Genomic DNA, 25,408 nt, shown 5'->3' with positions numbered 1-25,408 from the left:
GGGACTCCGCTCGTCTCCCGCTTCCCCGTCCGCGCCGGGGTGATCCAGTTCCTTATGGATCATTCGGCTCAGGCGTGATCCATCATCTGAGTGAGACGGTCTCGTACCGCCCCGCGCTCGACAACGGCCCCGGCCGCACCCTCACGGATGCGAGACCGGGGTCTTTTGTTTTCCCGGTCCGGCCCCTGACCTGGTGATTCATCCGGAGGGCGCAGAAATGTGACGGAGGTCATGCAGCGGAAGAGAAGATTCCGTTCTGCTCGTGTGTCCACCGCGCGAGAAATGCCGTCGTACCGACCTTGCTGAATGGGTGGCCAGGAAGGCGGGGAGGGGTGATCATGAGAAGTCCAGAGCGCACTTCCCATGAGGAGGCACGGGTGGCCGAAACTCTGAAGAAGGGCAGCCGGGTAACCGGCGCCGCGCGCGACAAGCTCGCGGCAGACCTGAAGAAGCAGTACGACTCCGGTGCGAGTATCCGGGCGCTGGCCGAATCTACCGGCCGGTCCTACGGATTCGTCCATCGGATGCTCAGCGAGTCCGGAGTCACGCTGCGTGGTCGCGGTGGCGCGACGCGCGGCAAGAAGGCGGCTACGGCCTGACCATCGGTTCCGTTTGGTTCCAAGGGTTTTTCCGTATTCAGCTTCACGGTTCCAGCTCCACCGTCCTTCGGTGACCCCCGGTCGGCTCCATGGCCGGCCGGGTGGTTACTGTGCAGTCACTTAGGCCGAGATCACGGCCGACCGACCGCACAACCCACCGGAGGCATACAGATGGCTCTGCTCGACAAGGACGGCGTACGGCTCACCGTCGACGAGACGGTCGCCACGGTGACATTGACCAATCCGGCCAAGCGAAACGCTCAATCCCCCGCGCTCTGGCGGGCGTTGACGGAGGCCGGACGGTCGTTGCCGGGCACCGTCCGGGTCGTCGTGCTGCGCGGCGAAGGCAAGTCCTTCTCCGCAGGGCTCGACCGGCAGGCATTCACCCCCGAAGGCTTCGAGGGCGAGCCGTCCTTCCTTGACCTGGCGCGCGGTTCGCAGGAACTGCTCGACTCCACCATCGCCGAGTACCAGGAGGCATTCACCTGGTGGCGGCGCAACGACATCATCTCCGTGGCCGCGGTTCAGGGGCACGCGATCGGTGCCGGATTCCAGCTTGCCCTCGCGTGCGATCTGCGCGTCGTCGCGGACGACGTGCAGTTCGCCATGCGCGAGACCGGGCTGGGCCTGGTCCCCGACCTCGGGGGCACCCAGCCGCTGACCTCGCTGGTCGGCTATGCCCGCGCGCTCGAGATCTGCGCGACGGGCCGCTTCGTGCACGCCGAGGAGGCCGAGCGGGTGGGTCTCGCGAACCTGGTCGTCCCGGCCGGGGAACTCGACGCGGCGGTCCAGGACCTCACCACGGCGCTGCTGGCTCCGCCGCGGGACGCGGTGATCGAGGTCAAGGCGCTGCTCCGGGACGCGGGCTCGCGCACGTACGACGACCAGCGCGCGGCGGAGCGCGCGGCCCAGGCCCGCCGCCTCCGCGACCTGGCAGGCCTCTCGGACTAGGCGCATCCCCGCCGGGGCTCGGTCGGGTGGGTGACTGGCTCTTATACACATTTCCGAGATGGTAGATCGTCAGCCGCGTCAGACGTGGATGCGCGACAGCCCCCTCTCCGACCTCTTCCCCTGGGCACTCCAGCGGCTGGACGAACCCCTCACCGTGGAGGACCTGGCCCGGCAGGCACGGATGAGCTCGCGGCATCTGGGCCGCCACTTCAAGTCGCTCACCGGCACCACCCCGCTGCAGTGGCTGCACACCCAGCGCATCCGCCACGCCCAGGAGTTGTTGGAGACCACCGACGCCACCATCGACACCATCGCCACGGCCACCGGCATGGGCACGTCCACCACCCTGCGCCGGCACTTCCACCGGACCGTCGGCGTCCCGCCGGACACCTACCGGCGCACCTTCCGCTCGCACGCCCGCCCCCACCCCGCCCCCTCCGGGCAGCACGAGCAACACCAGCACCAGGCGTGATCGCGCGGGCCCCCGAGGTGGCGGGGACCCGCGTGATCAGCAGCCGGACTACGCGGGCTTGTCGGCCCGATGGGCCGTGACCAGGAGGTACTCCCAGTCCATGGCTCCGTCGACGAGGTGCCGTGCGACCAGGTCGTCGAGGGCCGCATCGAGGGCGGCCACCCGCTCGGGGTCCTCGGCGATGAAGCGGTACGTGGCGATGGTCGGCCCGTAGCAGGCCTTGAAGTACTCCCGGAACTCCTCCGGCCGCGCGAACCGGTCCACGCGCAACGGCTGCCGCCGGGCGTCGACGTCGATCACGCGGTCCCCGAGCAGGGAGTGCACGTGTTCCGGGTCGCCCCACAGGGGCGGCGGCTGGACACCGGGCGGCGGCGGGGGAGCGTAGGGACGCATCGTGGCGAACATCTGCCCGATGAACCCCTCGGGGGTCCAGTTGATCAGGCCGATGGTGCCGCCCGGCCGACAGACCCGGACCAGTTCGTCGGCCGCCTGCTGGTGGTGCGGCGCGAACATGACGCCGACGCAGGACATCACCGTGTCGAACTCGCCGTCCGCGAAGGGCAGGGCTTCCGCGTCCGCTTCCCGCCAGTCCAGCCGGGCCGCTGACGCCTCCGCGAGGTGGCGTCCGGCCTCCAGGAGCTCGGGCGTGAGGTCGGAGGCGATGACGTCGGCGCCCAGGAGGGCCGCGGGGATGGCCGCGTTGCCGGAGCCGGCCGCGACATCGAGCACCCGGTCGCCCTGCCGGATTCCGCACGCCCGCACCAGCTGGCCACCGAGCCCGTGGACGACGTTCGTCGCCACGGAGGGGTAGTCCCCCAGCGCCCACATCGCGCGGTGCTTCGCCTTCAGGGGGTCGGGGGGTGCATTTTCGTTGCTCATGTCCCTATGACTAGCGCCTGCGCACGGCCCGGGGTCAGGGCCATGAGGGTGACACCGTGGCGCCCGCGGACCCCGGGACGCGGTGCCGTACGCCCACGGCCGAGGATCATGCCGTGTTCGCGGCGATGAGGAACCAGGCCGTCAAGAACGCGCACAGCAGGAACAGGCTCCCTGACACGAGGAGGCAGCCGGCCCGCTCTTCCCGTGGCCTGAAGTACGCGATGGCGACGCACCCGGCCAGGATCAGCAGGCCGAAGATCACGAAGGACAAGACAAGACCGAGTGCCGCCATGTTCGTCCCCCCACGGTGACCAGCGCCGATACACCCGCACACCGGATGTCGTGCGGGTTCGGTCGCCAGTCTGCACCACGACAGTCCGGCCCCGGCCGCCGGTCGCACCTCGCCGCCGAACCGGATGGGGCGTCACCGTATTCTGGGCGGGTGATCCTACGCAGCCTCCACGACCGATCCGCCCTGGCCGCCCGCTTCGAACGGGATCCGGCGATGCACCTGATGGAACTCGGCGACCTCGACGACCTGCTGTGGTCCCACACCAGCTGGTACACGGTCTCCGAGGACGGCCCGGTGGCGCTGCTGTACTCGGTCGGCGACATCCCGACGCTGCTCGGCTTCACCCGCCCGGGGCAGGCCTCCGCCCTGGAGGATCTGGCCGGGGCGCTGCTGCCCGTACTCCCCCGGCGCTTCTTCGCGCACCTGACCGGGAGCGCCGGGAAGGTGCTGGAGTCCGCGTACGCCGTACAGCCGCACGGCACCTTGCTGCGGATGGCGCTGACCGAGCCCGACCTGGCCGAGCGGCACCCGGTCGGACCGTGGCTCCCGGCCCCGCTGGGCCGGGAGGATCTGCCGGAACTGCTCGAACTGTTCGAGCAGGCGTACCCGGGCAACTGGTTCGACCACCGGATGCTCGACACCGGCCAGTACGTCGGTGCCCGGCAGGCCGGCCGCCTGGTCGCCGTGGCGGGCGTACACGTCCACTCGGCCGCGTACCGGGTCGCCGCGATCGGGAACGTCGCCACGCATCCGCGGGTGCGCGGGCAGGGTGCGGGCGGCGCCTGCGTCGCCGAGCTGTGCCGTCGGCTGGGGAAGAGCGTGGATCACATCGGGCTCAACGTCCGTGCGGACAACGCCACCGCCGTCGGCCTCTACCGCCGGCTCGGCTTCACCGAGGTCACGGAGTTCGCGGAGGCGGTCTTCACGGCGCGCCCGTAAGAGGCGCGCCTGCAAGCGGCGCGTCCGCAAGAGGCGCGTCCGCAAGGTCCTCTTGCTCACGCGGCATCGGCGACGGCTCGAATGAACGGGCGAACTCCGGGCGAACTCCTCGCGTGTTACCCGACGGTAGGGAATGATGGCGGGCGACCATCCACACCGCGGGGGCTGAGGCAGCAGTGACGAATTTCGACGAACAGGCCATCGTGCACGCGTTCCGGGACGACGCCCTGGGAGAGCACGACGCCGTCGGTCTCGCCGCGGCGATCCGGCGGGGCGACGTCTCCCCCGCCGAGGCCGCCCGGGACGCCGGGGAGCGGGTGCGGGCGGTCGACGCGCGGCTGCGCGCGGTCCAGGTGCACGTCGACGGCCCGGCGCACCCCGCCGGAACGGGCGGCGCCTTCGCCGGAGTGCCGACCTTCGTCAAGGACAACACCGACTACCAGGGACTGCCCACGGGCCACGGCAGCGCCGCCTTCCGGCCGCGGTCGGCCGCGCGGCACGCGCCGTTCACCCGGCAGTTCCTGAGCAGCGGCGTCACGGTCCTGGGCAAGACCCGGCTGCCCGAGTTCGGGTTCAGTCCGACCACCGAGTACGACGGCGCGGAGCCGGTCCGCAACCCCTGGCACACGGGCTACTCGGCGGGCGGTTCGTCGGGCGGCAGCGCGGCGCTGGTCGCGGCCGGTGCCGTGCCGATCGCGCACGCCAACGACGGAGGCGGCTCGATCCGGATACCCGCCGCCTGCTGCGGACTCGTCGGCCTCAAGCCGAGCCGTGGCCGCGTCGTGGGGAGCGCCCTGAGCCGCCCGCTGCCGATCGACATCATCTCCGACGGAATCGTGAGCCGTTCCGTGCGGGACGCCGCCGCGTTCCTCGCCGCCGCGGAGTCGTACCGGCGGAGCCCCGAGCTGGCGCCCGTCGGCCTGGTCGAAGGCCCCTCGGAGCGACGGCTGCGCATCGGGTTCGTGCTGGACTCGCCGAACGGTGTCCACTCCGACGCCTCCACCCGGGCGGCGGTCTTGGAGACCGCGGCGACCCTCGGACGGCTCGGACACACCGTGGAGCCGGTGGAGTTGGGCATGGACCCGAGCTTCACCGACGACTTCCTCACCTACTGGGGGATGATGTCCTTCCTCCTCGGCGTCACGGGCCGGACCCTCGGCGCCGACTTCGACCGCCGTCGCATGGACGGCCTCAGCCAGGGGCTGCGCGAGGAGTACCTGCGGAACTGGCGGCGTACCCCCGGCGTGGTGCGGCGGTTGAAGCGTACGAAGGAGGCGTATGCGGCGTCCTTCCGCGGGCTCGACCTCGTGATGTCGCCCGTGCTCGCCCACACCACGCCGCCGATCGGCCACCTCAGCCCGGCCGTTCCCTACGCGAAGCTGATCGAGCGGATCCTCGCGTACGTGGCGTTCACCCCGGTCGACAACGTCGTCGGCACTCCGTCCATCTCGGTGCCCGCCGCGAGCACGACGGACGGCCTGCCCATCGGGGTCATGTTCGCCGCCCGCCCCGGCGGCGAGCGGAAGCTGCTGGAGATCGCGTTCGAGCTGGAGGCCGACCGGCCCTTCCGGCGCATCCAGGACCAGTGACACCGGGGTGGGCCGGCCGCCGATCCCCGGCGGCCGGCCCGGCACCCGGGACCGTCAGGAGGAAGCCCGGAGCCTGCCCGCCGCCAACGCGTCCTTGACCTCCCGCACCACGCGGGCCGCGTCCTCGGGGTTGTTCACCACATCCGTGTGGTTCATGTCGACGACGAGGACGTCGCTGGCCGAGTAGTGCTTGTGCACCCAGTCGTCGTAGCCGGACCAGAGCGTCCGGTAGTACGCGACGAGGCTCTCGTCCTGCTCGAAGTCACGGCCCCGCAGCCCGATGCGGTGCAGCACCGTCTCGAAGTCGGCCTTGAGGTAGACCATGAGATCGGGTGCCTTGCGGTACGGCAGGCCGTCGATCTCGCGCATCATCTCGCCCAGCAGCCCCTCGTACACCCCCATCTCGAGGGAGCTGATCCGGCCCAGGTCGTGATTGACCTTGGCGAAGTACCAGTCCTCGTAGATGGACCGGTCCAGGACGTTGTCGCCCTGCCGGTACGCCTCCTTGATCGAGGCGAACCGCGTCTGCAGGAAGTAGAGCTGGAGCAGGAAGGGGTACCGCTTGGCCTGGATCTCCTCGGGGCTCGCCGTGTAGAAGAGCGGAAGGATCGGGTTGTCGTCCACGCTCTCGTAGAAGACTTCGCTGCCCAGCTCCTTGGCGAGGAGCTCGGCCACGCTCGTCTTGCCGATCCCGATCATGCCTCCGACGCAGATCACTGCCATACCTCACTTCTCCCTGGGGGTCTTCTGTTCGCGGGCGGTGGGGCTGGGTGCCCCACACCACTGAGACGCGCGTCGGCGGTCACTCGATTCCCGAGATCTTCATGATCAGCGTCACGTGGCCCCCGTCCGGACCCAGGGCCCCGACGCGGGACACCCGCCTCGACCGGCCGGACCGCTCCGCAGTCGCCGCGTACGGCGACGAGCCACCGTCCCGCGGCCGCCCTGAAGCATAAATGACGCTTCGCCCCACGCCCGCCAGAGCGCCCGCACCCCCTGCACCCCCCTGCACGCAGGGGCCGCCGAAGGCGGGACGTAGGCTCTCGCGCATGGCCCGCACCACTCCGCCCCGCCCGGTCGACGTGACAGCGCACTTCCCCGAGCTCGCACCACTGGCCCGCACCGCTCTACGGCTGCATCCGCGCGCCGGCGCACCGACGGCAGCGGACAGCTCCATCGGCGGTCCCCTGCTGTGGCCGGCACGGGAACCATGGCCCACGTGCCCGGAACACCGCGGCCCCTCGCAGCACGGCCTGGCGCCCGAGGACGTACGGCTGCGGCGGCGGATTCTCGCCGAGGCATGGCGTCGCCCCAGGGAGAAGGACGCCGACCTGCTGAGCGCGGAGGAACGCGCGACGGTCGACCGCGCCGGCACGGGGTCGCGGATCCCCCTCGACGGCCCGGTCCCGATGGTGCCGGTGGCCCAGTTCTACGCCGCCGACATGCCCGGTCTGCCGCGCCCGGACGGCACCGATCTGCTGCAGGTGCTGTGGTGCGCGTTCGACCACCACGAGGATCACCTGCCCCGGGCCGCACTGCGCTGGCGGACCGCCGCCGATGTCACCGATCCGCTCGGCGCCGCCCCGCGGCCGCCGGTCGTGGGCAGCGACACCTACCTGCCCGAACCCTGCGTGCTGCACCCCGAGACGGTGACCGAATACCCGGCCCCTCACGAGCTGGGCGAGGAGCTGGCCCGTCGGATCGAGGCCTGGGAGGACGAGCACGCCGTCGCCTACCAGTACGACCTCTGCGTGGCCCCGGGCTGCAAGGTCGGCGGCCACGCGCCGTGGAGCTTCTCCGACCCCTTCCCCATGGCCTGCCCCGAGTGCGGCGCCGACGTCCGGCCGCTGCTCACCATCGACGGCAGCGAGTGGGACGGCGGCAGCGGCAGCTGGCGGCCGGTCGAGGACGCCGGCTACGACGGTCTGCACTCCCTCGGCCCGGCGCACGCCACGCAGCTCGACATCGGCCGCGGCTACAGCATGCAGCTGTACGTGTGCACGGCTTCGTACGATCATCCGCACGTGCAGAACATGCAGTGACGCCGGCCGGGGCCGGCCGACGCGGACGCCGTCGGCGACGGTGACGGCGACGGCGACGGCGACGGCTGCCTTGGGCCTGTCCGGCATTCCCGTCCACGGTGCGGCGGCAGCCGAGGGCCGGGGATACATCGTGGTCCTCAAGGACTCGGTGGCGAGCCCGGCGGCCACCGCGAGGAGTCAGATGCGGAGCGCGGGCTGGACGATGACGTCCGTCCACACGCGCGCCGTGCACGGCTACGCGGCGACCATGACCCCGTCCCAGGCCACCGCCCTGGCCAAGGACCCGTAGGTCCGCTTCGTCTCCTCGCAGCGCACCTACCGCGCCTCCCGCCGCGCCCGCCCGTGACGGCCTTCGACTGCCAGGCCTCCCCCGTGGACCGCCAGTGCCAACCGCTGTACCTGGACCGGATCCGCGCCGACCGCTCCTCCACCCGCTCGGGCGACGGCAAGGGCTCCGTCGACGTCAAGGTCGCCGTGTTCGAAGGCGGAGTCGCGGCCGACGTCCCGGACCTCGACGTGCCCGGCGGGGTGGACTGCCTCAGCGGCAGCCCCGTCGTACCGGGCCTCAGCCTCGAAGACCACAACGGGCACGGCAGCCTGGTCGCCGGGATCATCGGCGCCCGTGATGACGGTCAGGGGCTGGTCGGGGTGGCACCGGGGACACCGCTGTGGTCCGTCAGGGTCGCCGATGACGCCGGCGTGATCACCGCCACCGCGATCGCCGACTACGACGGGAAGCCGCCACACGCTCGCGGCCCCGGGCGTGTGCATGGAGAGCAACTTCCCCCTCCCCGCCCACCATGCCGTCGCTTTGGGCACCAGCTTCGCCTCCCCGGTGGTCGCCGGCGTCCTCGCCCTGTGCGTCCACACCCACCGCTGCGGCGCCTCCACCCCGGCGCGCAACCTGCGGACCCTGGTGAACGACGCCCACGCCTCCAACGAACGCCGTCCGGGATACGGATTCTTCGGCGACCTCCACCGCCCCATCCCCGGCCGCCACTACGGGCCGCTCATCGCCGCCGACCGCTACTGAGCAGCTACTGAGCAGCTGCTGAGCCGCTGCTGAGCCGTCATCCCCCGGCTGACCTGCCCGGCATCGCCGCGGCTAGCATGGAGAATTGACGTGCCGACGGACAACGTCGCAAGGCATGCTCGATTCAGGGGGAACGAAACATGACGCACCAGCCCGCCATCGTCGATTTACTGGACATCAGCCCGGACTTCGTGCGCGACCCGTACCCGGTCTACGCGAAGCTCCGTGCACAGGGGCCCGTCCACCACGTGCGCGCACCCGGCGGCCGGGAGACCTGGCTGGTCGTCGGGCACGACGCCTGCCGCGCGGCCTTCAACGATCCACGGCTGAGCCGGGACTGGCGCCGTTCCGGCACCGTCGGCCAGATCATCAACGCCGACCAGGACCACCCCGCGCTCGCACACATGCTGATGGCCGACCCGCCGGACCACACCCGGCTGCGCCGCCTGGTATCCCGCGAGTTCACCCCGCGCCGCATAGCGGCCCTGGCGCCGCGCATCCAGCAGATCACCGACGAACTGCTCGACGCGATGGAGGCCGACCCGCGGCGCCGGGGCGACCTCGTCGACGCCTTCGCCTTCCCGCTCCCGATGACGGTCATCTGCGAGCTGCTCGGCGTCCCGGAGCTGGACCGCGAGGCCTTCCGCTCCTGGTCCAACGAGATGGTCGCTCCGACCAGCCCCGAGGCCGAGGGCGCCGCGTACGCGCAGATGCCCCAGTACCTGAGCGGACTCATCGAGGCCAAGCGCGCCGCCCCCGGCCAGGACCTGCTCAGCGGAATGATCCACGCCGTCGACGAGGGCGGCGACCGGCTCGGCGCGGACGAGCTGATCGGCATGAGCGTCCTGCTGCTCATCGCCGGGCACGAGACCACCGTCAACATGATCGGCAACGGCCTGCGCGCCCTGTTCGACCACCCCGAGCAGTTCGCCGCACTGCGCGCGGACCTCGACGGCCTGCTGGACGGCGCGCTCGAGGAGATGCTGCGCCACGACGGGCCGGTCGAGAACTCCACCGAGCGACTCGCGCTGGAGGACGTGGAGATGGGCGGGGTGGTGATCCCGGCGGGCTCCACCGTGCTGATCTCCATGGCCGACGCGGACCGCGATCCGGCCCGCTTCGAGGACGCGGGCCGCTTCGACATCCACCGCGACGCCCGCGGCCACATCGCCTTCGGCCACGGACTGCACCACTGCCTGGGCGCGCCGCTGGCCCGCATGGAGGGCCGCATCGCGCTGCGCTCCCTGCTGGAGCGCTTCCCCGGCCTGGCCCGCGACGCCGAGGACGAGACGCTGCCATGGGTCCCCGGAATGCTGATCCGCGGCGTACGGGAGCTACCCGTACGCTGGTGAGCCGCCCGGCCGGCCCCCGGCAGGCCCCAGCCAGGAGAGAACAGAACATGCCCTTGCGTCTCAACGAGTACGGCCAGCGTGTCGGTGAACCGGTGCCCCACTGGTCACGGCGTCCGCTGCCCGCCGCGGTCACGCTCGGCGGCGCGTACTGCCGGCTCGAGCCGCTGGACGCGGACCGGCACGCCGCCGAGCTGCACGCGGCCTACTCCAGCGGGCCCGACCCGCGGGACTGGACGTACATGTTCACCGGGCCGTTCACGGACGCGCGGGCCTACCACCGCTACGCCGAAGAGGCGGCGGCCGGCAGTGACCCGCGGCATTACGCGGTGATCGACCTCGGCCGGGGCACCGCGGTCGGCACGCTCTCGCTGATGCGCCAGGATCCGGACCACGGCGTCGTCGAGGTCGGCAACGTGATGTTCTCGCCGCTGATGAAGCGCAGCCCGGTCTCGACCGAGGCGCAGTTCCTGGCCATGCGGTACGTGTTCGACGACCTCGGCTACCGGCGCTACGAGTGGAAGTGCGACAGCCTCAACACCCCTTCGCGCACGACGGCTCAGCGCCTGGGCTTCACCTTCGAGGGCGTCTTCCGGCAGGCCGTCGTCTACAAGGGCCGCAACCGGGACACCGCCTGGTACTCCGTGATCGACACCGAGTGGCCCGCGAACAAGCGGGCCCTGGAGTCCTGGCTGTCGCCCTCGAACTTCGACGACCGGGGGGCGCAGCGCCGGTCCCTCGCCGAAGTGCGCCGCGGGCAGCCGCCCGTCGGCGGTCCGGGTGAGGAGGAGATCCGTTGAGTACCGACTTCCACGCGCTGCACCACGCGGACGGGCCGCTGCTGCTGCCCAACGCCTGGGACTTCGCCTCGGGCGCGGCGCTGGCCGACGCCGGGTTCGCCGCCGTGGGCACGACCAGCCTCGGCGTGGCCGCGAGCAGCGGGCTGCCGGACGCCGCGGGACTGGCCCGCGAGGAGACCCTCGCGCTGGCGGCGAGGCTGGTCCGGTTGCGGTGTCCGGTCACCGTCGACATCGAGGCCGGTTTCAGCAGCGATCCGGGAGAGGTGGGCGACCTCGTGTCCGAGCTCGCCGGCCTGGGCGTCGCCGGGATCAACATCGAGGACGGCCGCGGTGACCGGCTGGCCGACCCCCTGACGCTGGCGGAGTTGATCCGGGTCGTGAAGCACCGGGCGCCCGCGGTCTTCGTCAACGCCCGTACGGACACCTACTGGTCGGGCGCCGACGCCTCGGTGCCCGCGACGCTGGAGCGCGCGCGGCGGTACGCGGACTCGGGCGCCGACGGGATCTTCGTGCCCGGCATGGCCGAAGAGAAGGACATCGCCGCCGTGACGGCCGCCCTGCCGCTGCCCGTCAACGTGTTGTACGACCCCGCCCTCGGCCTGCGCCGCCTGGCCGACCTGGGCGTGCGCCGTGTCAGCACCGGCTCCCTGCTCTTCCGCGCGTCCCTGCACGCCGCGGTCACCACGGCCCTCGCGGTACGCGACGGCGGCGCGTTGCCCACCGGCATCCCCGGCTACGCGGAAGTCGACGCCCTCAGCCGCCGGGGCCTGTGAGCGCGGGCACGGGCACGGGTTCGAGCACGCGCGCCTGCAGATTGGTGGCGCGGTACCCGTCACCAAGGTTGCCCCCGGTCGTTGCCTTCTTATGACCGATTCCATCGTAAAAGTACCGTCCGAGTGGCTTGCCCTGGTATTCCTCTCGCTCCGCCGCTGCACGTCACGGGAGGCCCGGGCGGCGGCGTCGGAGCTGCAGCCCTTCACGGAGAAGCCGGGGCAGCGGGTGCCGGTTCCCCGGGCGACGGTGATGCGTACCGAGCTGGCGCTTCGCGGGGAACTCGAGTGGTCCGAGGACCCGGAACGGCGCGCGCGCTTGTCGGAGCAGGCCGACCATCTGACTCGTGCCCGGCTGGGCGGCAACCGACCGGTTCCCGCCGCCGGGTAGAAGCCGTGCCGCCGGTGCCCGACGCGCGGCTCCCGCCGGAGAGAACCGGTGAACTTGCCGATGCGTGCGCACCGGGTCCACCACCACCGTGTTCCTACCGCCGATTCCCCCGGCGGCAGCCACCCGGTACACCCGGCAGCCGAGGACCGCGGTCCTCGATCCCCCGCCGGCGTGGCTCCCCCACAGCCGAGAGGACCCCCGTGCGACACCTCCCCCTCTTCCCGCGCCGCCGGCCCACCGCGACGGGCCGTTCGCGCACGGTCCGGACGGGTCTGGCCTCAGCCCTCCTGACCACCACCCTGTTCACCGCGCTGATGCCCGGCGCCCACGCCGCCGACAACCCGTACGAACGCGGTCCCGCCCCCACCGTCGCGAGCATCGAGGCCTCCCGCGGCTCCTACTCCGTCAGCCAGACCAGCGTCTCCTCGCTGAGCGTCTCGGGCTTCGGCGGCGGCACCATCTACTACCCGACCTCCACCGCGGACGGCACCTTCGGAGCCATCGCCGTATCGCCCGGTTTCACCGCCGGCCAGTCCAGCATCGCCTGGCTCGGCCCCCGCCTCGCCTCACAGGGGTTCGTCGTCTTCACGATCGACACCAACTCTCGCTACGACCAGCCCGCGAGCCGGGGCGAGCAGCTCCTCGCGGCGCTCGACTACCTGACCGGGAGCAGCGCCGTCCGCGGCCGGGTCGACAGCACGCGGCTCGGCGTCATGGGCCACTCGATGGGCGGAGGCGGCGCCCTGGAGGCCGCCAGGGCCCGCCCGTCGCTGCAGGCGGCGATCCCGCTGACCGGATGGAACACCGACAAGACGTGGTCCGGGGTACGGACGCCCACGCTGGTGGTGGGCGCCGACGGGGACACCATCGCCCCCGTCGCCACGCACTCGGAGCCCTTCTACACCTCGCTGCCCGGCACCCTCGACAAGGCGTACCTGGAGCTCAACGGCGCCACGCACACCACACCGAACACCTCGAACACGACCATCGCCAAGTACAGCCTCTCCTGGCTGAAGCGGTTCATCGACAACGACACCCGCTACGAGCAGTTCCTCTGCCCGCTGCCGCGCCCGAGCCTGACCGTCGAGGAGTACCGCGGCACCTGCCCGCACACCTCCTGACGCTTCCTCACGCGTCCTGACACCTTCTGACACCTTCTGACACCCGACGGTCCGGTCGCCCACGGCTCCGCGCGGAAACGCGTGGAGCCGTGGGCGACGGCCGTACGAGGGAGCGGCCTGTGTTCCCGCACAGCGGACGGCGCATCCCGTTGGGAGCCGGTCCAGTACGTCCGCGGCCGCCGCGTCACGGGCTGACACGAGGCTTCCGGGCCCGGTTACGCGGAAGTAACGTACACGGCCGTGACCTCATCGACGACCGTGCGCAAACCGCTCCCGCTGTACGGCCGGGACAGCGAACTGGCCGCTCTGGACACCCTGTTGAGCCACCTGAGACACGGGCACGGCAGCACGCTCGTACTCAGCGCCCCGCCCGGACTCGGCCGGACCGCCCTCGTGCGGCACGCCATGGACGGCTACCGCGACGGGCCCGTCCTGTACGCCCGCGCCGCGCCCGCCGAACGGCCGCTGCCCTACAGCGGTCTGCACGCGCTGCTCTGCTCGGCCCCCGGCCCGCTCCCCCCGGAGGCCTCCGACGCCCTGCGCGCCGACCTCGCGCCCACCGCGCTCCTCGACCTGCTCCGCACCCTCGGAGCGCGCCGTCCACTGCTGGTCTGCGTCGACGACGCCCATCTCTGGGACCGCGACTCACGGGCGGCGCTCGGTTTCGCCGCCCGTCGACTCGAACCCGGCCGCAGGGTCTCCGCACTACTCACCGAAGGCCAACCTCAGGCGAGCGACGGCCACTTGGGCGGGCTCGACCGGCTACGGCTCGGCCCGCTCGGTGACCGCGCCGCCACCACCCTCATCGACCGGCTGACCGACGGCCGAGCCGCTCCCGCCGTACGGGAGGAGCTGCGGCGCGAGGCTGCCGGGAATCCGCTGATCCTCAGCGCGGCGGCCGGCCGGCTCACCCCCGACCAGCTGGCGGGACGCGCGCCCCTCCCCGAGCCACGCGGGTAGCTCGTCGGCAGCGTCAGAGGCGGGTAAGAGCCAGGGCCGACGACGGCCTGCGTACCGGCGAGCGCGGAGATCCACCCCGAGACCCCGGTGGCGGCCGCGGCGCGGCGCTCCTCCAGGGCGCGGCCGGACGATCCCTCGGCCGACAGCGGCCAGTGCCGGGAGGCCGGCCCGGTGACCAGCCGTCCCAGGCCGACCATCAGGGCCGCCTGGACGGGAAGGAGCAGGAGCGGCCAGGCGTCGCGCACGGAGGAACCGCAACTTCGCTTCATGAGGGCGCTTCTGGCCCGTCACGGCCGGATGATGCGCCGCCGTCGGCGCGGGCCCGGTCCGGTACGTCACCTCCGGCCCGACCCGGGCCCCGGCTCAGCGGCTGCGGGTCAGGGCCTCGGGGGCGCCCGCCGACCGGGCTCCTTCCGTCTCCAGCGCCGGCCGGCCGGGCGCCGCCAGGGTCAGCACGTAGAGGTTGCCCTTCGGGCAGTCGAAGGTGGCCGCGGGGTCGGTCGGATGGCTGGTCGCCGCCGCGAAGACCGCCCTGTCCCCGCTCACCTGCCGTAGTGCGAGGGCCTCCGTCCACCCCAGGTTGCGTCCGGTGGCGACCTCCGTCACCTCGCTGACCTGCCGGCCCACGAGGTCGCCCACGGCCCCTCGGTTCAGCGCGACCGTGACGGAGAACCTGCCCGTCCTCGCCCGGGTGACTCCGTCCGCGTCCGGGGTGCCGGGTCCGACGCCGGTCCACGTACCGGCCCAGGGCGTGGTGAGCGCGAAGGTGACGGCCGCGGCGAGGACGGCGGCGCCCAGCACCAGGTGCGGACGTCGACGCCCGGCGGGAGCGGGGTGGGGCAGCGGAGTCCCGGGAGCCGTCGAAGGGGGCATCGGCGCCACGGGAACGGGCCCGAAGGACGGCTGCGGCGGGGCGGCTGCCGGGGCGAACGGCCGGGCGGGCGGCCGGGGTTCGGCCAGGGTCCCCCGAAGGGCTGCCTCCCGGTCGGCCACGTCCGCCACCAGGTCCGGTGACACCGCCCCGCTCCACTCCTCCCCCGCGGCACCGACCCGCGCGAGCACCTCCTCGGCGGTCGGGCGCCGGTCCGGATCCTTGGCGAGGCACTCCCCCACCAGGGCGAGGAGCTCGTGCGGAACGCCGTCGAGGAGGGGCTCCTCGTGGACGATCCGGTACAGGAGGCCGGGGAGTTCCAGCTGCTCGCCACGGGCCAGGAAGGGGCTGCGGCCGGTCGCCGCGTAGACGAGTACCGCGGCGAGCGAGAACACGTCCGCCGGCGCCGCGGCCACCGCTCCGGTCGCCTGCTCGGGCGCGAGGTAGCCGGGCGTGCCGATGACCGTTCCCGTCTGGGTGTGGCGCGGGTCGCGCACGGCGCGGGCGATGCCGAAGCCGATGAGGAACGGCCGCCCCCGGCCGAGCAGTACGTTCGCCGGCTTGATGTCGCGGTGGACCACACCCGCCGCCCGTACCGCCACGAGCGCGGGCAGCCAGCTCCCGGGCCAGGCACACCACGGCCGGGGTGGCCAGCGGCCCGCGCCGGTGCACCCAGTCGCCCAGCGACGGCGCGGCGACGTACTCCGTCGCTAGTGCTGGGACGACCCCGGGGCGCTGAAATCCACCACGGAGACCGTCCACGCGGAACGTACGCGGTCGTTGGCGCGTATCTCCCGTGCGAAGCGGTCGGCGAAGTCCCGATCCCGGCTCAGCTCCCGGTGCACGGTCTTCAGGGCGAGCGGCCGGCCGGACGCCGTCCGGGCCAGGAACACCTCGCCCATGCCTCCCTCGCCGAGCCGGGCCAGCAGACGGTAGCAGCCGATCTCCGACGGGTCACCGGGCCGCAATGAATCCACGAACTCCCCCTGCCTCCGCGTACGTTGTCCGGACGCCCGGGCGTACGGACCAGCCGGTGGAGTCACCCTGGACCCTGTCGAGGGTGCGTCTCGGATCAATTGCCGCGGCGTGCCGCCCAGACCGTGCGCTCCGTCCGTACGACGAGGTCTTCGCGGCGCAGGACGCTCTGGGGTCCGTCGGTGTCGAGCAGCCGGTCGAGCGCCGTGAGGTCTTCGGGCGCGAGGGCGTCGGCGACGCTGAGGCGCAGGCGCCGCAGGCTGCCGAGGGCGTACGCGGCGACCGCCTCGTTGTGCGCGCCGTCGATGTCCACGGTGACCACGCGTTCGCCGTCGAGGGTGAATCCGGCGCCGGTGAGCTTCGGCCCCCAGTCGGCGCCGCGGTGGGGAACGTGCTCGGCGTGGTGGCCGTCGCTCGCCGTGTGGCAGCGCTCTTCCAGTCCGGGCCGCTCCTCCGGGGCGCCCTCCGGCAGGAAGCGCGGGAAGCCGGCCAGCTCCACGACGGCGAACAGGCCGCCCGGGGCGAGCAGTTCGCGGACCTGGCGCAGGGCGCGGTCGGGGTCTGCCATGTGGTGCATCGAGGCCGAGGCCCACACCAGGTCCGGCGTGCCGAGGTCGGGCCACTCGGCGGCGTCGAGGTCTGCCCGCACGGTACGGACGCGATCGTCCACGCCCCGGGCGCACGCCTTCTCCCGCAGGCGCTGGAGGTGCCCGGCCGAGGAGTCGACGGCGGTGACGTGGGCGTCGGGGAAGCGGTCGAGCAGGGCGAAGGTGCCGGCTCCCGTCCCGCAGCCCAGATCCACGATGCGGCGCGGGGCCACCTGCAGGGGCAGCCACGCGGTGATGGCGGCGATGTGCTCGCCGAGGACCTCCGCGTCCAGGTCGAGGATCTCCGCCTGGCCCTGCCCTTCGTCCTCGTGCTGGTGGTGGCCGTGCTCGGGATTCCCGTGCTGGGCGTGTCCGTGCGGAGTGTGTCCGAGCTGGGCGTGTCCGAGCTGGGCGTGTCCGAGCTGGGCGTCTGCGTGCTGGGCGTGGTGTGCGTGGGTCATGGATCCACCGTAAGGCGCTCATGCGCTGGGAGCACGACGGGTTGCCAGTTACGCAAGGAGATGGTCGAGCGGGCTGCCGGACGCGCAAGACGCGCCCGCACGGATCAGCGGTCGGCGGTCAGCGGTCAGCGGTTCACGGGACGCGCCTCCGCGCCTCCGCGCCCTCAATGGTCGTCCGACCCCCGGGGATCACCGTCCCTGCCTGCGCCACCGCCACCGCCACCGCCACCGCTGTCGCGCTGGTGGCCGCGCCGGGCATCACGGTCGAAGATGCCCAGGATCTCGCACGGCCCCCCTTCCGCCCCGATCGCGTGCGGCATCATCGTGGGGAACTCGGCCGCCTGGTTGGTCTCGATGCGCAACCGGCGGTGCCCCAGCAGCAGGATCGCCGTACCGGACAGGACCACGAGCCATTCGCGCCCGGGGTGCGCCCGCATGCGGGCGGGGTTGTCCGGCGGCGGCTCGGTCATGCGCTGGCGGACGACGGTCATGCCCGGGTCGCCCTTCACCGGCCAGCGCATCAGCCCGTGGGCGCCGTCGATCACCGGACTCGTGACGACGTCGTCGGCCGCGGTCTCGACGAGCTGGTCCAAGGTGGTGTCCAGCGCGCGGGCGAGGGTGACGAGGCTGTCGAGCGCCAGGCGGCGCTGGCCGTTCTCGATCCGGCTGAGCGTGGACTGGCTGAGCCGGGCCCGCACGGCCAGCTCCTCCAGGGACCAGCCCTGGGCCACGCGCAGGGCGCGGATCCGCTTGCGTACCAGGCTGTCCAGATCACCGTCTTCTTGCGTCATGCGCAACATCGTATGCCCGTGCTGCAAGTCCGGGTTAGCGTCGTGTGCAGACGGCCCAAGCCCACCGGGGCCGGCACGGAAGAAGGAGTCCGACGACATGAACACCACCACTGCCGCCTACGGGACCGACCCGCTGCCGAACGCAACCGTCGACGCCGTGGTGATCGGCGGCGGCGCCGCGGGGCTGAACGGCGCGCTGATGCTCGCCCGCTCCCGCCGCTCGGTCGTCGTGATCGACAGCGGCACCCCGCGCAACGCGCCCGCCCAGGGCGTGCACGGCCTGCTCGGCCTGGACGGCACCCCGCCCGCCGAACTGTACGGGCGGGGCCGCGAGGAAGTGCGCCGCTACGGCGGCCTCATCGTCTCCGGCGAGGTCACCGCCGCCGAGCCTGCCGGGCCGACCGCCGACGGCGACCTGCGCTTCAGCGTCACCCTGGCCGACGGCCGCACCCTGACGGCGCGCCGCCTGCTGGTGGCCACCGGCCTGCGCGATGTGCTGCCCGAGGTACCGGGGCTGGCCGGGCACTGGGGCGGCGGCGTGGTCCACTGCCCGTACTGCCACGGCTGGGAGGTGCGCGACGAGCCGATCGGCGTCCTCGCCACCGGCCCCGCCTCGGTCCACCACGCCCTGCTGTTCCGCCAGCTCACCGACGACCTCGTCTACTTCACGCGCGGCACCGGGCTGGATGCCGAGACCCGTGCGCGCTTCGCCGCTCGCGGCATCCGCGTCGTCGACACCCCGGCCGATGGGGTGGTGGCGGTGGTGGAGGACCAGGACGGCGCCATCGCCGGTGTGCGCCTGGCCGACGGGCAGGTCGTCGCCCGCCGCGTCCTCGCGGTCGCCACCACGATGCGGGCCCGGACCGAGGGCCTGGCGGGCCTGGCCCTGCCCATGGAGGACCTGCCCGGCGGCGGCCGGCGCTTCGCCTCCGGCGCGGGCGGCAGCACCGGCGTGCCGGGGGTGTGGGTGGCCGGCAACGCCACCGACCCCACCGCCCAGGTCGGGGCCTCCGCCGCGGCCGGCGCCCTGGCCGGCGCGCAGATCAACGCCCTCCTCGCGATGGCCGACGCCGACGCGGCCGTCGCCGCCCTCACCGCAGGCGTGAGCGCCGCCGCCACCGCCTGACGCACGCCGGGCACACACTCGCGTCGGCTCCCGACCCGACCGCCGCGCGCGCCGGCGCACGCCCGACCATGGCCGCCGGCATCCTGCCGGCCGGCGCCGGCCCGGCCCTCATGGCCGGCACCGTCTCCGTCGGCGGCGGCTACCCGTCGGTCCTTCCCGGCATGCTCGCCATGGGCGTCGGCACGGGCCTGGCGATGACGCCGTCCACCGAGGCCGTCACCGGCTCCCTGCCGCGTGAGCGCCAGGGCGTCGCCTCCGCACTCAACGACGTCACCCGTGAGTTCGGCACACCCGCGGCCCGAGGACCCCGACCCCGGTCCCGGTGTCGGTGTCGGCCCAGGACCCGGAATCCGCCGGGACGCTCGCCCCGCGCTGACTCGCGCCGCACCCGGCGGCTCGGCGACCCGGTCGGACCGTCAGGCCGGGGCGTTCCAGGCGGTCATCAGTCCGTCCAGCCACGCAGGCGGCAGCTCCGCCGCGTCCCACTCCTCCCGCAGCGCCTGCGGCGCGACGACGAGCCGCTCCAGCACGGCGATGCTCGCGACGGAGTGGACGAGCGAGAAGCGGCCGTGCACCGCGATGGCGCTGCCCGGTCCGAACGCCGCGAACAGCCGCTCCAGCCGGGACCGGTGGGCGGCGGCGAACTCCGTCAGCCGCCCGGCGTACCGGGCGCGCTGGCGGGGGCTCATCGTGGCGAGGACGGCCCCGAGCACTTCGTCGGTCGCCTCCGGATCCAGCTCCGAGACCGCGGTGAACGACAGGTAGAGGGGCGTGAGCGCCACTTGCGCCCGCTCCACCTCCATGCGCCCGGCCCGCGGGTGCTCCCCGGCCGGGCTCTGCTCCCCGTCCGGGCTCACGACCTGGAGCAGGGTCCGCTCGGTGACCGCGCCGAGCTCCGTCAAAAGGTCCCCGGCGCCGTCGAGCCAGCCCGACTCGTACGCCTCGCCCTTGTCCCCCGGCGCGGTGCGGCCGCCGCCGCTCAGCTCCTCGTACGCGAGGGCCAGTGCGCCGGCCTCGAGGAGCCCGATCAGTTCCCGCGCGTCATCCGAAGGAACCCCCGACCGGGCGAGGAGCCGCAGCAGCGTCGTCCTCGCGTTGTCGACACTGGCCTCGTCGGGCCACTGCCATCCCTCGTCGGCCGTGCCCATCGGTTCCTCCCCCTCGTTCCGACACCACACCGCTCGGCGCCTCGTCATGATCGGGATCGCCGTCAAGGAGGCCTATCCGGCCCCCACGTCACGATATCCTCCCCCGCGCCGAGCAGGGCCGCGGCACCGGTCGGGAACCCGGCCGGGGGCGAACCCGACCCCAAGGGGGTCGGGTTCGCCCCCGACCGTCGCTCAGGAGTCGGCCGGACGGCCTAACCGCCGGCCGCCTGCTCGGCGGCGCGCACCTGCGCGGCGAACTCCTTCGCCCTCAGCCGTTCCAGGGTTCCGCCGTGCCGCCGGGCGAGCTCGTCGGCGGGCTCCGGCTCGGACTCGCGCAGGTCGACGATGAGCAGGGCGGCTCCGTCCTCCACCCGGCTGCTCAGCATGATCATGCCCGCACCGCCCTCCTGCATCCGCAGGTCCTCCGCCGCGCCGCCCAGGGCCACCCCGGCGGCCGCGCCGAGGAAGACGCCGATGGGGCCGCCCACCAGCCCCAGGAGACCGCCGGCCAGACCCGCGCCCGCGGTGGGGACTCCCGCGCCCGAGACGTGGCTCTCCGGTACGTCGAGCAGTCCTTCGGCCGACCGTTCCAGCACGGCGGCCTGCCGGAGCCCCGGCAGGCCGACGGCGTCCTCGTAGGCCGCCCGGGCGGCCTGCGCCTTCGCGAACGTGATCAACAGGATCTGGTGGTGGCTCTCCGCCATGTCGAATGCCTTCCTGCCCGGCTCTGTGGGTCGATTCGGCGCGCTTACCCGACCCTCACGAGTGCACACGCTTTCACAGTGGACCTCCCGGCGCCCCGTCACGCCACACCGGGGACTCGGCCTCCCCGGGCCTCCAGGCGACACCCGTCAGCGGTCGGAGCCGTCGAGGGCGCTGTCGGGGATCCAGGAGCCGTGGATGCCGTCGGCGACCTGGCGAGGGAGGTGGACCGCGGCGATCCGGTCGAGGCCGGACGCGTCCAGGACCAGGAGGGGACGACCACGGCCGTCCTGGTCGGGGAACGAGACCGCGTACTGGTAGCGGTGCTCGGTGCCGATGAACTCCTCGTTGAGCGCGGTGAATTCGATGGCCAGGTCATCGAGGGTCTGCTCGTCGACGCGGCCGGCGGCCACGTCGACGACCCATCGGCGGTTGTGGGAGCGGGTGTTGGGCTCGGTACCGCGGCCGGGGGCGCAGACCCACCAGTTCCAGGAGAGCCGGGCCTCGGGGCATGACGCCGATCCGGGCCGGCTGCGCGTCGTTCCAGCCGTAGGGGATGCCGGAGTGCTCGGCGGGGTCGAAGGTGACCGTCCCCTCGATGAAGACCACGTGGTTGCGGGTGAGGGCGAAATCGTGCTTGAGGGAGGCGGTCGCCCCCGGTACGTCGGCACTGTGGGTGAGCTGCCCCTCGGCATCGGACACGTGGTGCGTGAGGTGCGGCGGGAACGGCGAGGAGCCGAAGAGGTGCAGTTCGCCGGTGGCCGGGTCGGTCTTCGGATGCGCGGTCATCGCACCGCGCAGCTTGCCGTCGAAGTCGTGGGTGCCGGCGGTGCCGGCCGTCAGATCGGGGCCGTGCTCGGTCAGGTACGGGGCGCCCTCCAGGGCGGGGGTGCGCACCCAGCGGTTGCGGTACCACTCGGCGCGGCCCTCGCGCAGCCGGATGCCGTGGCGGTGGTGATGGGCGGGGCGATGGCAACGGCCACGGCCGCGGCGGGCGGGCGACGCCGTGGGGCGCCGGGCGTCAGCCGGTCCGCTCGGCGCGGGCCTTGAGGGCGGCGAGCCAGGCGGTCAGGGAGTCGCGCAGGGCCTGGCCGAGCTCGGCGGCCGCGGCGTCGACAGGGGCTCCGCTCCAGGACTCCTCGGTGCTGACGCGCACCTGGCCGCCGGTCCGCTCGAAGGTCCACACGTGGACGCCCTCGATGCCGCCGGCCGGGCCGCCCCAGACCAGCCGCTCACCGGGGACGATCTCGCGGACGGTGGAGGTGATGTCCAGTCCGTGCGTCTTCCAGCTGAAGGAGTTGCCCGGCAGCAGCGGGCCGTCGAGCTCGGCCTGGTCGACGTCGGCGTTCCAGCTCGGCCAGGCGTCGATGTCGGCGTGCAGGGCCCAGACCCGCTCCAGCGGGGCGTCGATCAGGGTGGACAGGCGGACGATGACGGGAGCGGTCTCGTCGATGGTGAACATGGCTGCTCTTCCTCTCGGGTGACGTGCACGAGTGCATGTGTTGAATGAGTGAGTGGCTAACCACTCACATTTGACTGCCAAGAAACGGCGGGCCGTATGCCCCGCCGACAAGCCCCGCCGATAAGCCCAGCCGTCCGGCCGGGCCCGGCGTCAGTAGTGCGTGATGCCCGCGGACAGTGTGCGGATCCAGGGGGCGTCCACCTCGTCGGCCCGCATCGAGACGATGAGGTGGCACAGCATGCCGAGCGCGAAGAACTGCTGGACCTGCTCGTCGGTGCCGCCGGAGGCGCCGCGGACGTACTCCACCAGCCGGGCGTAGCCCCGCTGGACCGCCTCCCGCACGGCCGGCTCGGAGACGGCCGCGGCCTGGGCGTGCAGCTGGATCAACATCAGGTCGTTGTCGCTGATCAGCAGCGCGTACGAGTCCCCCATGGCCTCCAGCACCACCTCGGCGGAGCTCCCCTTCGCCTCGGCGGCCGCCCGCTCCAGACTGGCTCGGACCTGCAGGAAGCAGTGCTCGACCACCGCGGTGAACAGCAGTTCCTTGCTGGGGAACAAGCGGTAGACGTACGCCTGCGAGATGCCGGCCGCCTTCGCCACCTCGGTCGTGGTGGTGCCCCAGTAGCCGCGCGCCGCGAAGGCGCCGATGGCGGTGCGCAGCACCGTCTCACGGCGCTCCTCGGCGGTGGACAGCTTGCGGGGTCGTTCGTTCTTCATGTGAGTACTCAACCACTCACACTTTTGACTGTCAACGCCTCCGGCGAGGCCGCCCGGCCACGAGTCGCCGACTCCTCGTCCGCGGTCAAGCCATACGCTGGTGAAAGGAGTGTGCTGGGAGGCGTCGTGCCGGAACGGGATGGCTCGGAAGGCGGCTCGGAGGATCGCCTGCGCGCGATGGAAGAGGCCCTCGAGCGGATCGGGACGTCCTTCGACGAGCGGGTGACCTGGCGGGAGCTGGCGGGCTTCGCGTTCCGGAACCTGTGCGACGCAGCGGCCGTGGAGCTGGCCGGCCACGGCGGCAGGAACGAACGGGTGGCCGCGGCCGGCGCGACGGACCTCCTGGACGGCCTCCCCGCCGAGATCCCCGCCGAGATCCCCGCCGAGATCGCCCCCGAGGCCCGCGCCCCGGACGAGGGGCATCCCGCGCAGGCCCGTACCGGCCGTGGCTCAGGGGGTTCGCCGCACCTCGTCTCGGTGCCGCTGATCGGCCGGGGCGAGCCCTACGGAAGGCTCCTCGCGGTCAGGGAGCAAGCGCACGGCGGCTTCAGCGACCACGAGACGGCGACGCTGCGCTTCGCGGCGCGCCTCGCGTGCGTGCACATCGGCCACGCACGGCGGCTGGCCGCGACCGAGCGGATCGCACTCGACCTCCAACGCGCGCTGGTGGCCGAACCGGGCCGGCCGCACCCGAACCTGGAGGTCGCCAGCCGCTACCTGCCGCTCGGGTCCCGCTCCCTGGTCGGCGGCGACTGGTTCGAAACCGTCCGGCTGCACTTCGGCCGGACCCTGCTGGTGGTCGGAGACGTCATGGGCCACGGCCTGGAGGCGGCCGTCGACATGAACGCCTACCGCACCCTGCTGCGCGAGGTCGCCTCCACGGATCTCGCCCCGCACCGGGTGCTCCGCCAGCTGGACGCCCTGTCCGCGGCGGACGGCGACCGCCGCCCCGCGACCTGCCTCATCGTCCGCGTCGATCCCGCTCGCGGTACGGCCGTGTACGCCAGCGCGGGACACCTGCCGCCCGCCGTCTTCGCCGCCGCCGACGGCCGGGGCCGACTGCTGGAGGTGCCCGTCGGCCCGCCGCTGGGCACCGGTGTCGGCGGATACGACGCCGTCGCCCTGCCGTTCACCGAGGACCAGACCGTCCTGCTCTACACCGACGGGCTGGTGGAACGCCGTGGCGAGGACATCGACACCTCCCTGGCCCGGCTCGCGGCACTGCGCATGGCCGCCGGGGCCGGGGTGTCGGACGTGGTGGACGCCGCCTGCCGGGGACTCGACGCACGGCACGCCGAGGACGACGTCGCCGTCCTCGCGGCCCGCCTCCGCCCCCGGCCGCCCCATCCTTGATCCTTGCTAAACGGACCGCCAGTCCGTATGGTCCACTCCATGCGGACCAACGGTCCGTTTTCGGTCGGGTGTCCCTTCAGGGAAGGGCGGCCGCGCCTTCGAGCGGAACGGAAGACTTGACCATGAACACCCCCACCACCCTGGTCATCGGGGCCACCGGCACCACCGGCCGCCGGGTCGCCGCCGGGCTGTCAGCCGAGGGCCACCGCGTCAAGGCCGCCGGCCGACGCGCCACCCCCGTGGCGGGCGGGCAGGGCGTCCTCTTCGACTGGAACGAGCCCTCGACCTGGGACGGGGCCCTCGACGGCGTCGAGCGCGCCTACCTCGTCCCGCCCGTCGGCTCTCCGGACCCGGCCTCCGTCATGCTGCCGTTCCTCCACCGGGCGCGGACGGCGGGCGTGCGCCGGGCGGTGCTGCTCAGCTCGTCGGCGATCCCCGCGGGCGGTCCGGCGGTGGGACAGGTCCACCAGGCCCTGCCCGGCCTGTTCGGGCAGTGGGCGGTGTTGCGGCCCTCCTGGTTCATGCAGAACTTCACCGCCTCCACCCCCCACGGGCGCAGCATCCGTGCCGAGGGCGCCGTCATGTCGGCCTCGGGAGAGGGCCGCATCGGGTTCGTCGACGCCGAGGACATCGCCGCCGTCGCCGTGCGCGCGCTGGCCGACGACCGGGCCCCCGACACCGACCTGATCCTGACCGGGCCGCAGACGCTGAGCTACTCCGACGTGGCCGCGATCATCACCGAGGCCACCGGGCGGCCCGTGGTGCACCGGCAGCTGACCTTCGAGCAGCTGCGCGACCGCTGGGCGGCCGAGATACCGCTGGAGTTCGCCACCCTGCTGGCCGGCATGGACCGCGCCATCGCCGAGGGGGCCGAGGACCGCACCTCGGACGCGGTCGAGCGCCTCACCGGCCGGCCGCCGGGCACGTTCCGCGCGTTCGCCGAGCGGGAGCTGTCGTGAAGCGGCGGCGACCCGTCCGGGCCGGGAGCCCACCGCATACCATTCCCGGGGGCCGGGACAGGCCGAAGA

General features: G+C 73.0%; 30 protein-coding genes and 2 pseudogenes. 18 read left to right on the top strand and 14 right to left on the bottom strand.

The window, feature by feature from the left end:
- Nucleotides 1–377 precede the first annotated feature (377 nt).
- From DRB96_RS31405 to DRB96_RS31395, 3 genes and pseudogenes are all read left to right on the top strand, one after another.
- Entirely contained in the window at nt 378–599 is a 222-nt protein-coding gene (locus DRB96_RS31405) for a helix-turn-helix domain-containing protein (RefSeq protein WP_204357858.1), read from the top strand.
- A gap of 171 nt (nt 600–770) precedes the next feature.
- Nucleotides 771–1,550 (top strand): enoyl-CoA hydratase/isomerase family protein, encoded by a 780-nt coding sequence (locus tag DRB96_RS31400; protein WP_112451508.1) that lies wholly within the window; start codon nt 771–773, stop codon nt 1,548–1,550.
- 100 nt (nt 1,551–1,650) lie between these two features.
- Nucleotides 1,651–2,022 (top strand): annotated as a pseudogene (locus DRB96_RS31395) (helix-turn-helix domain-containing protein); the annotation flags it as partial.
- A 48-nt stretch (nt 2,023–2,070) separates the two neighbouring features.
- Here the strand turns inward: DRB96_RS31395 and DRB96_RS31390 are convergent.
- Nucleotides 2,071–2,901: a class I SAM-dependent methyltransferase gene (locus DRB96_RS31390; protein ID WP_112451507.1), complete on the bottom strand. Its 831-nt coding sequence runs from the start codon at nt 2,899–2,901 to the stop codon at nt 2,071–2,073.
- A gap of 106 nt (nt 2,902–3,007) precedes the next feature.
- The gene (locus DRB96_RS31385) at nt 3,008–3,172 is read right to left on the bottom strand and encodes a hypothetical protein (RefSeq protein ID WP_162688790.1); all 165 of its coding nucleotides are present in this window, start codon (nt 3,170–3,172) and stop codon (nt 3,008–3,010) included.
- Between the two features lie 171 nt (nt 3,173–3,343).
- On the opposite strand from DRB96_RS31385, the gene DRB96_RS31380 reads away from it, so the two are divergent.
- Nucleotides 3,344–4,132 (top strand): GNAT family N-acetyltransferase, encoded by a 789-nt coding sequence (locus DRB96_RS31380; RefSeq protein ID WP_204357857.1) that lies wholly within the window; start codon nt 3,344–3,346, stop codon nt 4,130–4,132.
- Between the two features lie 176 nt (nt 4,133–4,308).
- Nucleotides 4,309–5,721 carry an amidase gene (locus tag DRB96_RS31375; protein ID WP_112451504.1) on the top strand — a complete coding sequence of 471 codons (1,413 nt, stop codon included), beginning with the start codon at nt 4,309–4,311 and terminating at the stop codon, nt 5,719–5,721.
- A 54-nt stretch (nt 5,722–5,775) separates the two neighbouring features.
- Here DRB96_RS31375 and DRB96_RS31370 read toward each other — a convergent pair whose 3' ends face one another.
- The gene (locus DRB96_RS31370) at nt 5,776–6,444 is read right to left on the bottom strand and encodes a deoxynucleoside kinase (protein ID WP_112451503.1); all 669 of its coding nucleotides are present in this window, start codon (nt 6,442–6,444) and stop codon (nt 5,776–5,778) included.
- A 326-nt stretch (nt 6,445–6,770) separates the two neighbouring features.
- Here DRB96_RS31370 and DRB96_RS31360 point away from each other — a divergent pair, with 326 nt between their 5' ends.
- Together DRB96_RS31360 and DRB96_RS43290 are read left to right on the top strand one after the other, a co-directional pair.
- Nucleotides 6,771–7,763 carry a hypothetical protein gene (locus DRB96_RS31360; RefSeq protein WP_112451501.1) on the top strand — a complete coding sequence of 331 codons (993 nt, stop codon included), beginning with the start codon at nt 6,771–6,773 and terminating at the stop codon, nt 7,761–7,763.
- Nucleotides 7,764–7,803: 40 nt separating this feature from the next.
- Nucleotides 7,804–8,052, top strand: a complete 249-nt coding sequence (locus DRB96_RS43290) for a hypothetical protein (RefSeq protein ID WP_162688789.1) — start codon at nt 7,804–7,806, stop codon at nt 8,050–8,052.
- Between the two features lie 26 nt (nt 8,053–8,078).
- Here the strand turns inward: DRB96_RS43290 and DRB96_RS45215 are convergent, their stop codons facing one another.
- Nucleotides 8,079–8,582, bottom strand: coding sequence for a hypothetical protein (locus tag DRB96_RS45215; protein ID WP_239516402.1), 504 nt, complete (start codon nt 8,580–8,582; stop codon nt 8,079–8,081).
- Here DRB96_RS45215 and DRB96_RS45210 point away from each other — a divergent pair.
- The 7 genes from DRB96_RS45210 to DRB96_RS31325 all read left to right on the top strand — a co-directional run bounded on the left by DRB96_RS45210 (nt 8,533) and on the right by DRB96_RS31325 (nt 14,187).
- Nucleotides 8,533–8,796 carry a hypothetical protein gene (locus tag DRB96_RS45210; protein ID WP_343234624.1) on the top strand — a complete coding sequence of 88 codons (264 nt, stop codon included), beginning with the start codon at nt 8,533–8,535 and terminating at the stop codon, nt 8,794–8,796. The two genes, DRB96_RS45215 and DRB96_RS45210, sit on opposite strands and share 50 nt — an antisense overlap.
- 140 nt (nt 8,797–8,936) lie before the next feature.
- Nucleotides 8,937–10,148, top strand: coding sequence for a cytochrome P450 (locus DRB96_RS31350; RefSeq protein ID WP_112451499.1), 1,212 nt, complete (start codon nt 8,937–8,939; stop codon nt 10,146–10,148).
- Between the two features lie 47 nt (nt 10,149–10,195).
- A complete protein-coding gene (locus DRB96_RS31345) occupies nt 10,196–10,945 on the top strand; it encodes a GNAT family protein (RefSeq protein WP_112451498.1) in 750 nt (249 codons plus the stop codon).
- Nucleotides 10,942–11,718, top strand: a complete 777-nt coding sequence (locus tag DRB96_RS31340; RefSeq protein WP_112451497.1) for an isocitrate lyase/phosphoenolpyruvate mutase family protein — start codon at nt 10,942–10,944, stop codon at nt 11,716–11,718. The genes DRB96_RS31345 and DRB96_RS31340 overlap by 4 nt, the downstream gene beginning before the upstream one ends.
- A gap of 91 nt (nt 11,719–11,809) precedes the next feature.
- On the top strand, nt 11,810–12,106 hold the full coding sequence (locus DRB96_RS31335) for a hypothetical protein (RefSeq protein WP_112451496.1): 297 nt from the start codon (nt 11,810–11,812) through the stop codon (nt 12,104–12,106).
- A gap of 200 nt (nt 12,107–12,306) precedes the next feature.
- Nucleotides 12,307–13,227, top strand: a complete 921-nt coding sequence (locus DRB96_RS31330; RefSeq protein ID WP_112451495.1) for a dienelactone hydrolase family protein — start codon at nt 12,307–12,309, stop codon at nt 13,225–13,227.
- Nucleotides 13,228–13,467: 240 nt separating this feature from the next.
- A complete protein-coding gene (locus DRB96_RS31325; protein WP_343234623.1) occupies nt 13,468–14,187 on the top strand; it encodes an AAA family ATPase in 720 nt (239 codons plus the stop codon).
- 363 nt (nt 14,188–14,550) lie between these two features.
- Here the strand turns inward: DRB96_RS31325 and DRB96_RS31320 are convergent, their stop codons facing one another.
- The 4 genes from DRB96_RS31320 to DRB96_RS31305 all read right to left on the bottom strand — a co-directional run bounded on the left by DRB96_RS31320 (nt 14,551) and on the right by DRB96_RS31305 (nt 17,881).
- A complete protein-coding gene (locus tag DRB96_RS31320) occupies nt 14,551–15,660 on the bottom strand; it encodes a protein kinase (protein WP_162689107.1) in 1,110 nt (369 codons plus the stop codon).
- Nucleotides 15,661–15,768: 108 nt separating this feature from the next.
- Nucleotides 15,769–16,035, bottom strand: a complete 267-nt coding sequence (locus DRB96_RS31315) for a hypothetical protein (RefSeq protein WP_162688803.1) — start codon at nt 16,033–16,035, stop codon at nt 15,769–15,771.
- Nucleotides 16,036–16,130: 95 nt separating this feature from the next.
- A complete protein-coding gene (locus DRB96_RS31310; RefSeq protein ID WP_112451491.1) occupies nt 16,131–17,081 on the bottom strand; it encodes a class I SAM-dependent methyltransferase in 951 nt (316 codons plus the stop codon).
- A 164-nt stretch (nt 17,082–17,245) separates the two neighbouring features.
- On the bottom strand, nt 17,246–17,881 hold the full coding sequence (locus tag DRB96_RS31305) for an XRE family transcriptional regulator (protein WP_112451490.1): 636 nt from the start codon (nt 17,879–17,881) through the stop codon (nt 17,246–17,248).
- A gap of 88 nt (nt 17,882–17,969) precedes the next feature.
- Between DRB96_RS31305 and DRB96_RS31300 the strand changes: the two genes are divergently transcribed.
- Nucleotides 17,970–18,998: an NAD(P)/FAD-dependent oxidoreductase gene (locus DRB96_RS31300; RefSeq protein WP_112451489.1), complete on the top strand. Its 1,029-nt coding sequence runs from the start codon at nt 17,970–17,972 to the stop codon at nt 18,996–18,998.
- Nucleotides 18,999–19,039: 41 nt separating this feature from the next.
- A pseudogene (locus DRB96_RS45205) lies at nt 19,040–19,288 on the top strand (MFS transporter); the annotation flags it as partial.
- 126 nt (nt 19,289–19,414) lie between these two features.
- Here DRB96_RS45205 and DRB96_RS31290 read toward each other — a convergent pair.
- The 6 genes from DRB96_RS31290 to DRB96_RS31270 all read right to left on the bottom strand — a co-directional run bounded on the left by DRB96_RS31290 (nt 19,415) and on the right by DRB96_RS31270 (nt 23,027).
- Entirely contained in the window at nt 19,415–20,146 is a 732-nt protein-coding gene (locus tag DRB96_RS31290) for a hypothetical protein (RefSeq protein WP_112451488.1), read from the bottom strand.
- 212 nt (nt 20,147–20,358) lie between these two features.
- Nucleotides 20,359–20,850, bottom strand: coding sequence for a hypothetical protein (locus DRB96_RS31285; protein WP_112451487.1), 492 nt, complete (start codon nt 20,848–20,850; stop codon nt 20,359–20,361).
- A gap of 147 nt (nt 20,851–20,997) precedes the next feature.
- Nucleotides 20,998–21,261 (bottom strand): carotenoid oxygenase family protein, encoded by a 264-nt coding sequence (locus tag DRB96_RS45200; RefSeq protein ID WP_239516417.1) that lies wholly within the window; start codon nt 21,259–21,261, stop codon nt 20,998–21,000.
- A complete protein-coding gene (locus tag DRB96_RS45195; RefSeq protein WP_239516416.1) occupies nt 21,224–21,745 on the bottom strand; it encodes a carotenoid oxygenase family protein in 522 nt (173 codons plus the stop codon). Before DRB96_RS45195 ends, DRB96_RS45200 begins: the two co-directional genes overlap by 38 nt.
- Nucleotides 21,746–21,869: 124 nt before the next feature.
- On the bottom strand, nt 21,870–22,310 hold the full coding sequence (locus tag DRB96_RS31275; RefSeq protein ID WP_112451486.1) for an SRPBCC family protein: 441 nt from the start codon (nt 22,308–22,310) through the stop codon (nt 21,870–21,872).
- A 150-nt stretch (nt 22,311–22,460) separates the two neighbouring features.
- The gene (locus DRB96_RS31270; RefSeq protein WP_112451485.1) at nt 22,461–23,027 is read right to left on the bottom strand and encodes a TetR/AcrR family transcriptional regulator; all 567 of its coding nucleotides are present in this window, start codon (nt 23,025–23,027) and stop codon (nt 22,461–22,463) included.
- Between the two features lie 177 nt (nt 23,028–23,204).
- On the opposite strand from DRB96_RS31270, the gene DRB96_RS31265 reads away from it, so the two are divergent.
- Together DRB96_RS31265 and DRB96_RS31260 are read left to right on the top strand one after the other, a co-directional pair.
- Nucleotides 23,205–24,380, top strand: coding sequence for a PP2C family protein-serine/threonine phosphatase (locus DRB96_RS31265; protein WP_112453918.1), 1,176 nt, complete (start codon nt 23,205–23,207; stop codon nt 24,378–24,380).
- A gap of 122 nt (nt 24,381–24,502) precedes the next feature.
- Nucleotides 24,503–25,339: an NmrA family NAD(P)-binding protein gene (locus DRB96_RS31260; RefSeq protein WP_112451484.1), complete on the top strand. Its 837-nt coding sequence runs from the start codon at nt 24,503–24,505 to the stop codon at nt 25,337–25,339.
- Nucleotides 25,340–25,408 lie beyond the last annotated feature (69 nt).

The sequence above is a fragment of the Streptomyces sp. ICC1 genome (assembly GCF_003287935.1).
In the GTDB taxonomy this organism is placed as follows: Bacteria; Actinomycetota; Actinomycetes; order Streptomycetales; family Streptomycetaceae; genus Streptomyces; species Streptomyces tritrimontium.
Note: the sequence above shows the minus strand (reverse complement) of the source record. Positions and strands in the feature narration are given on the sequence as shown.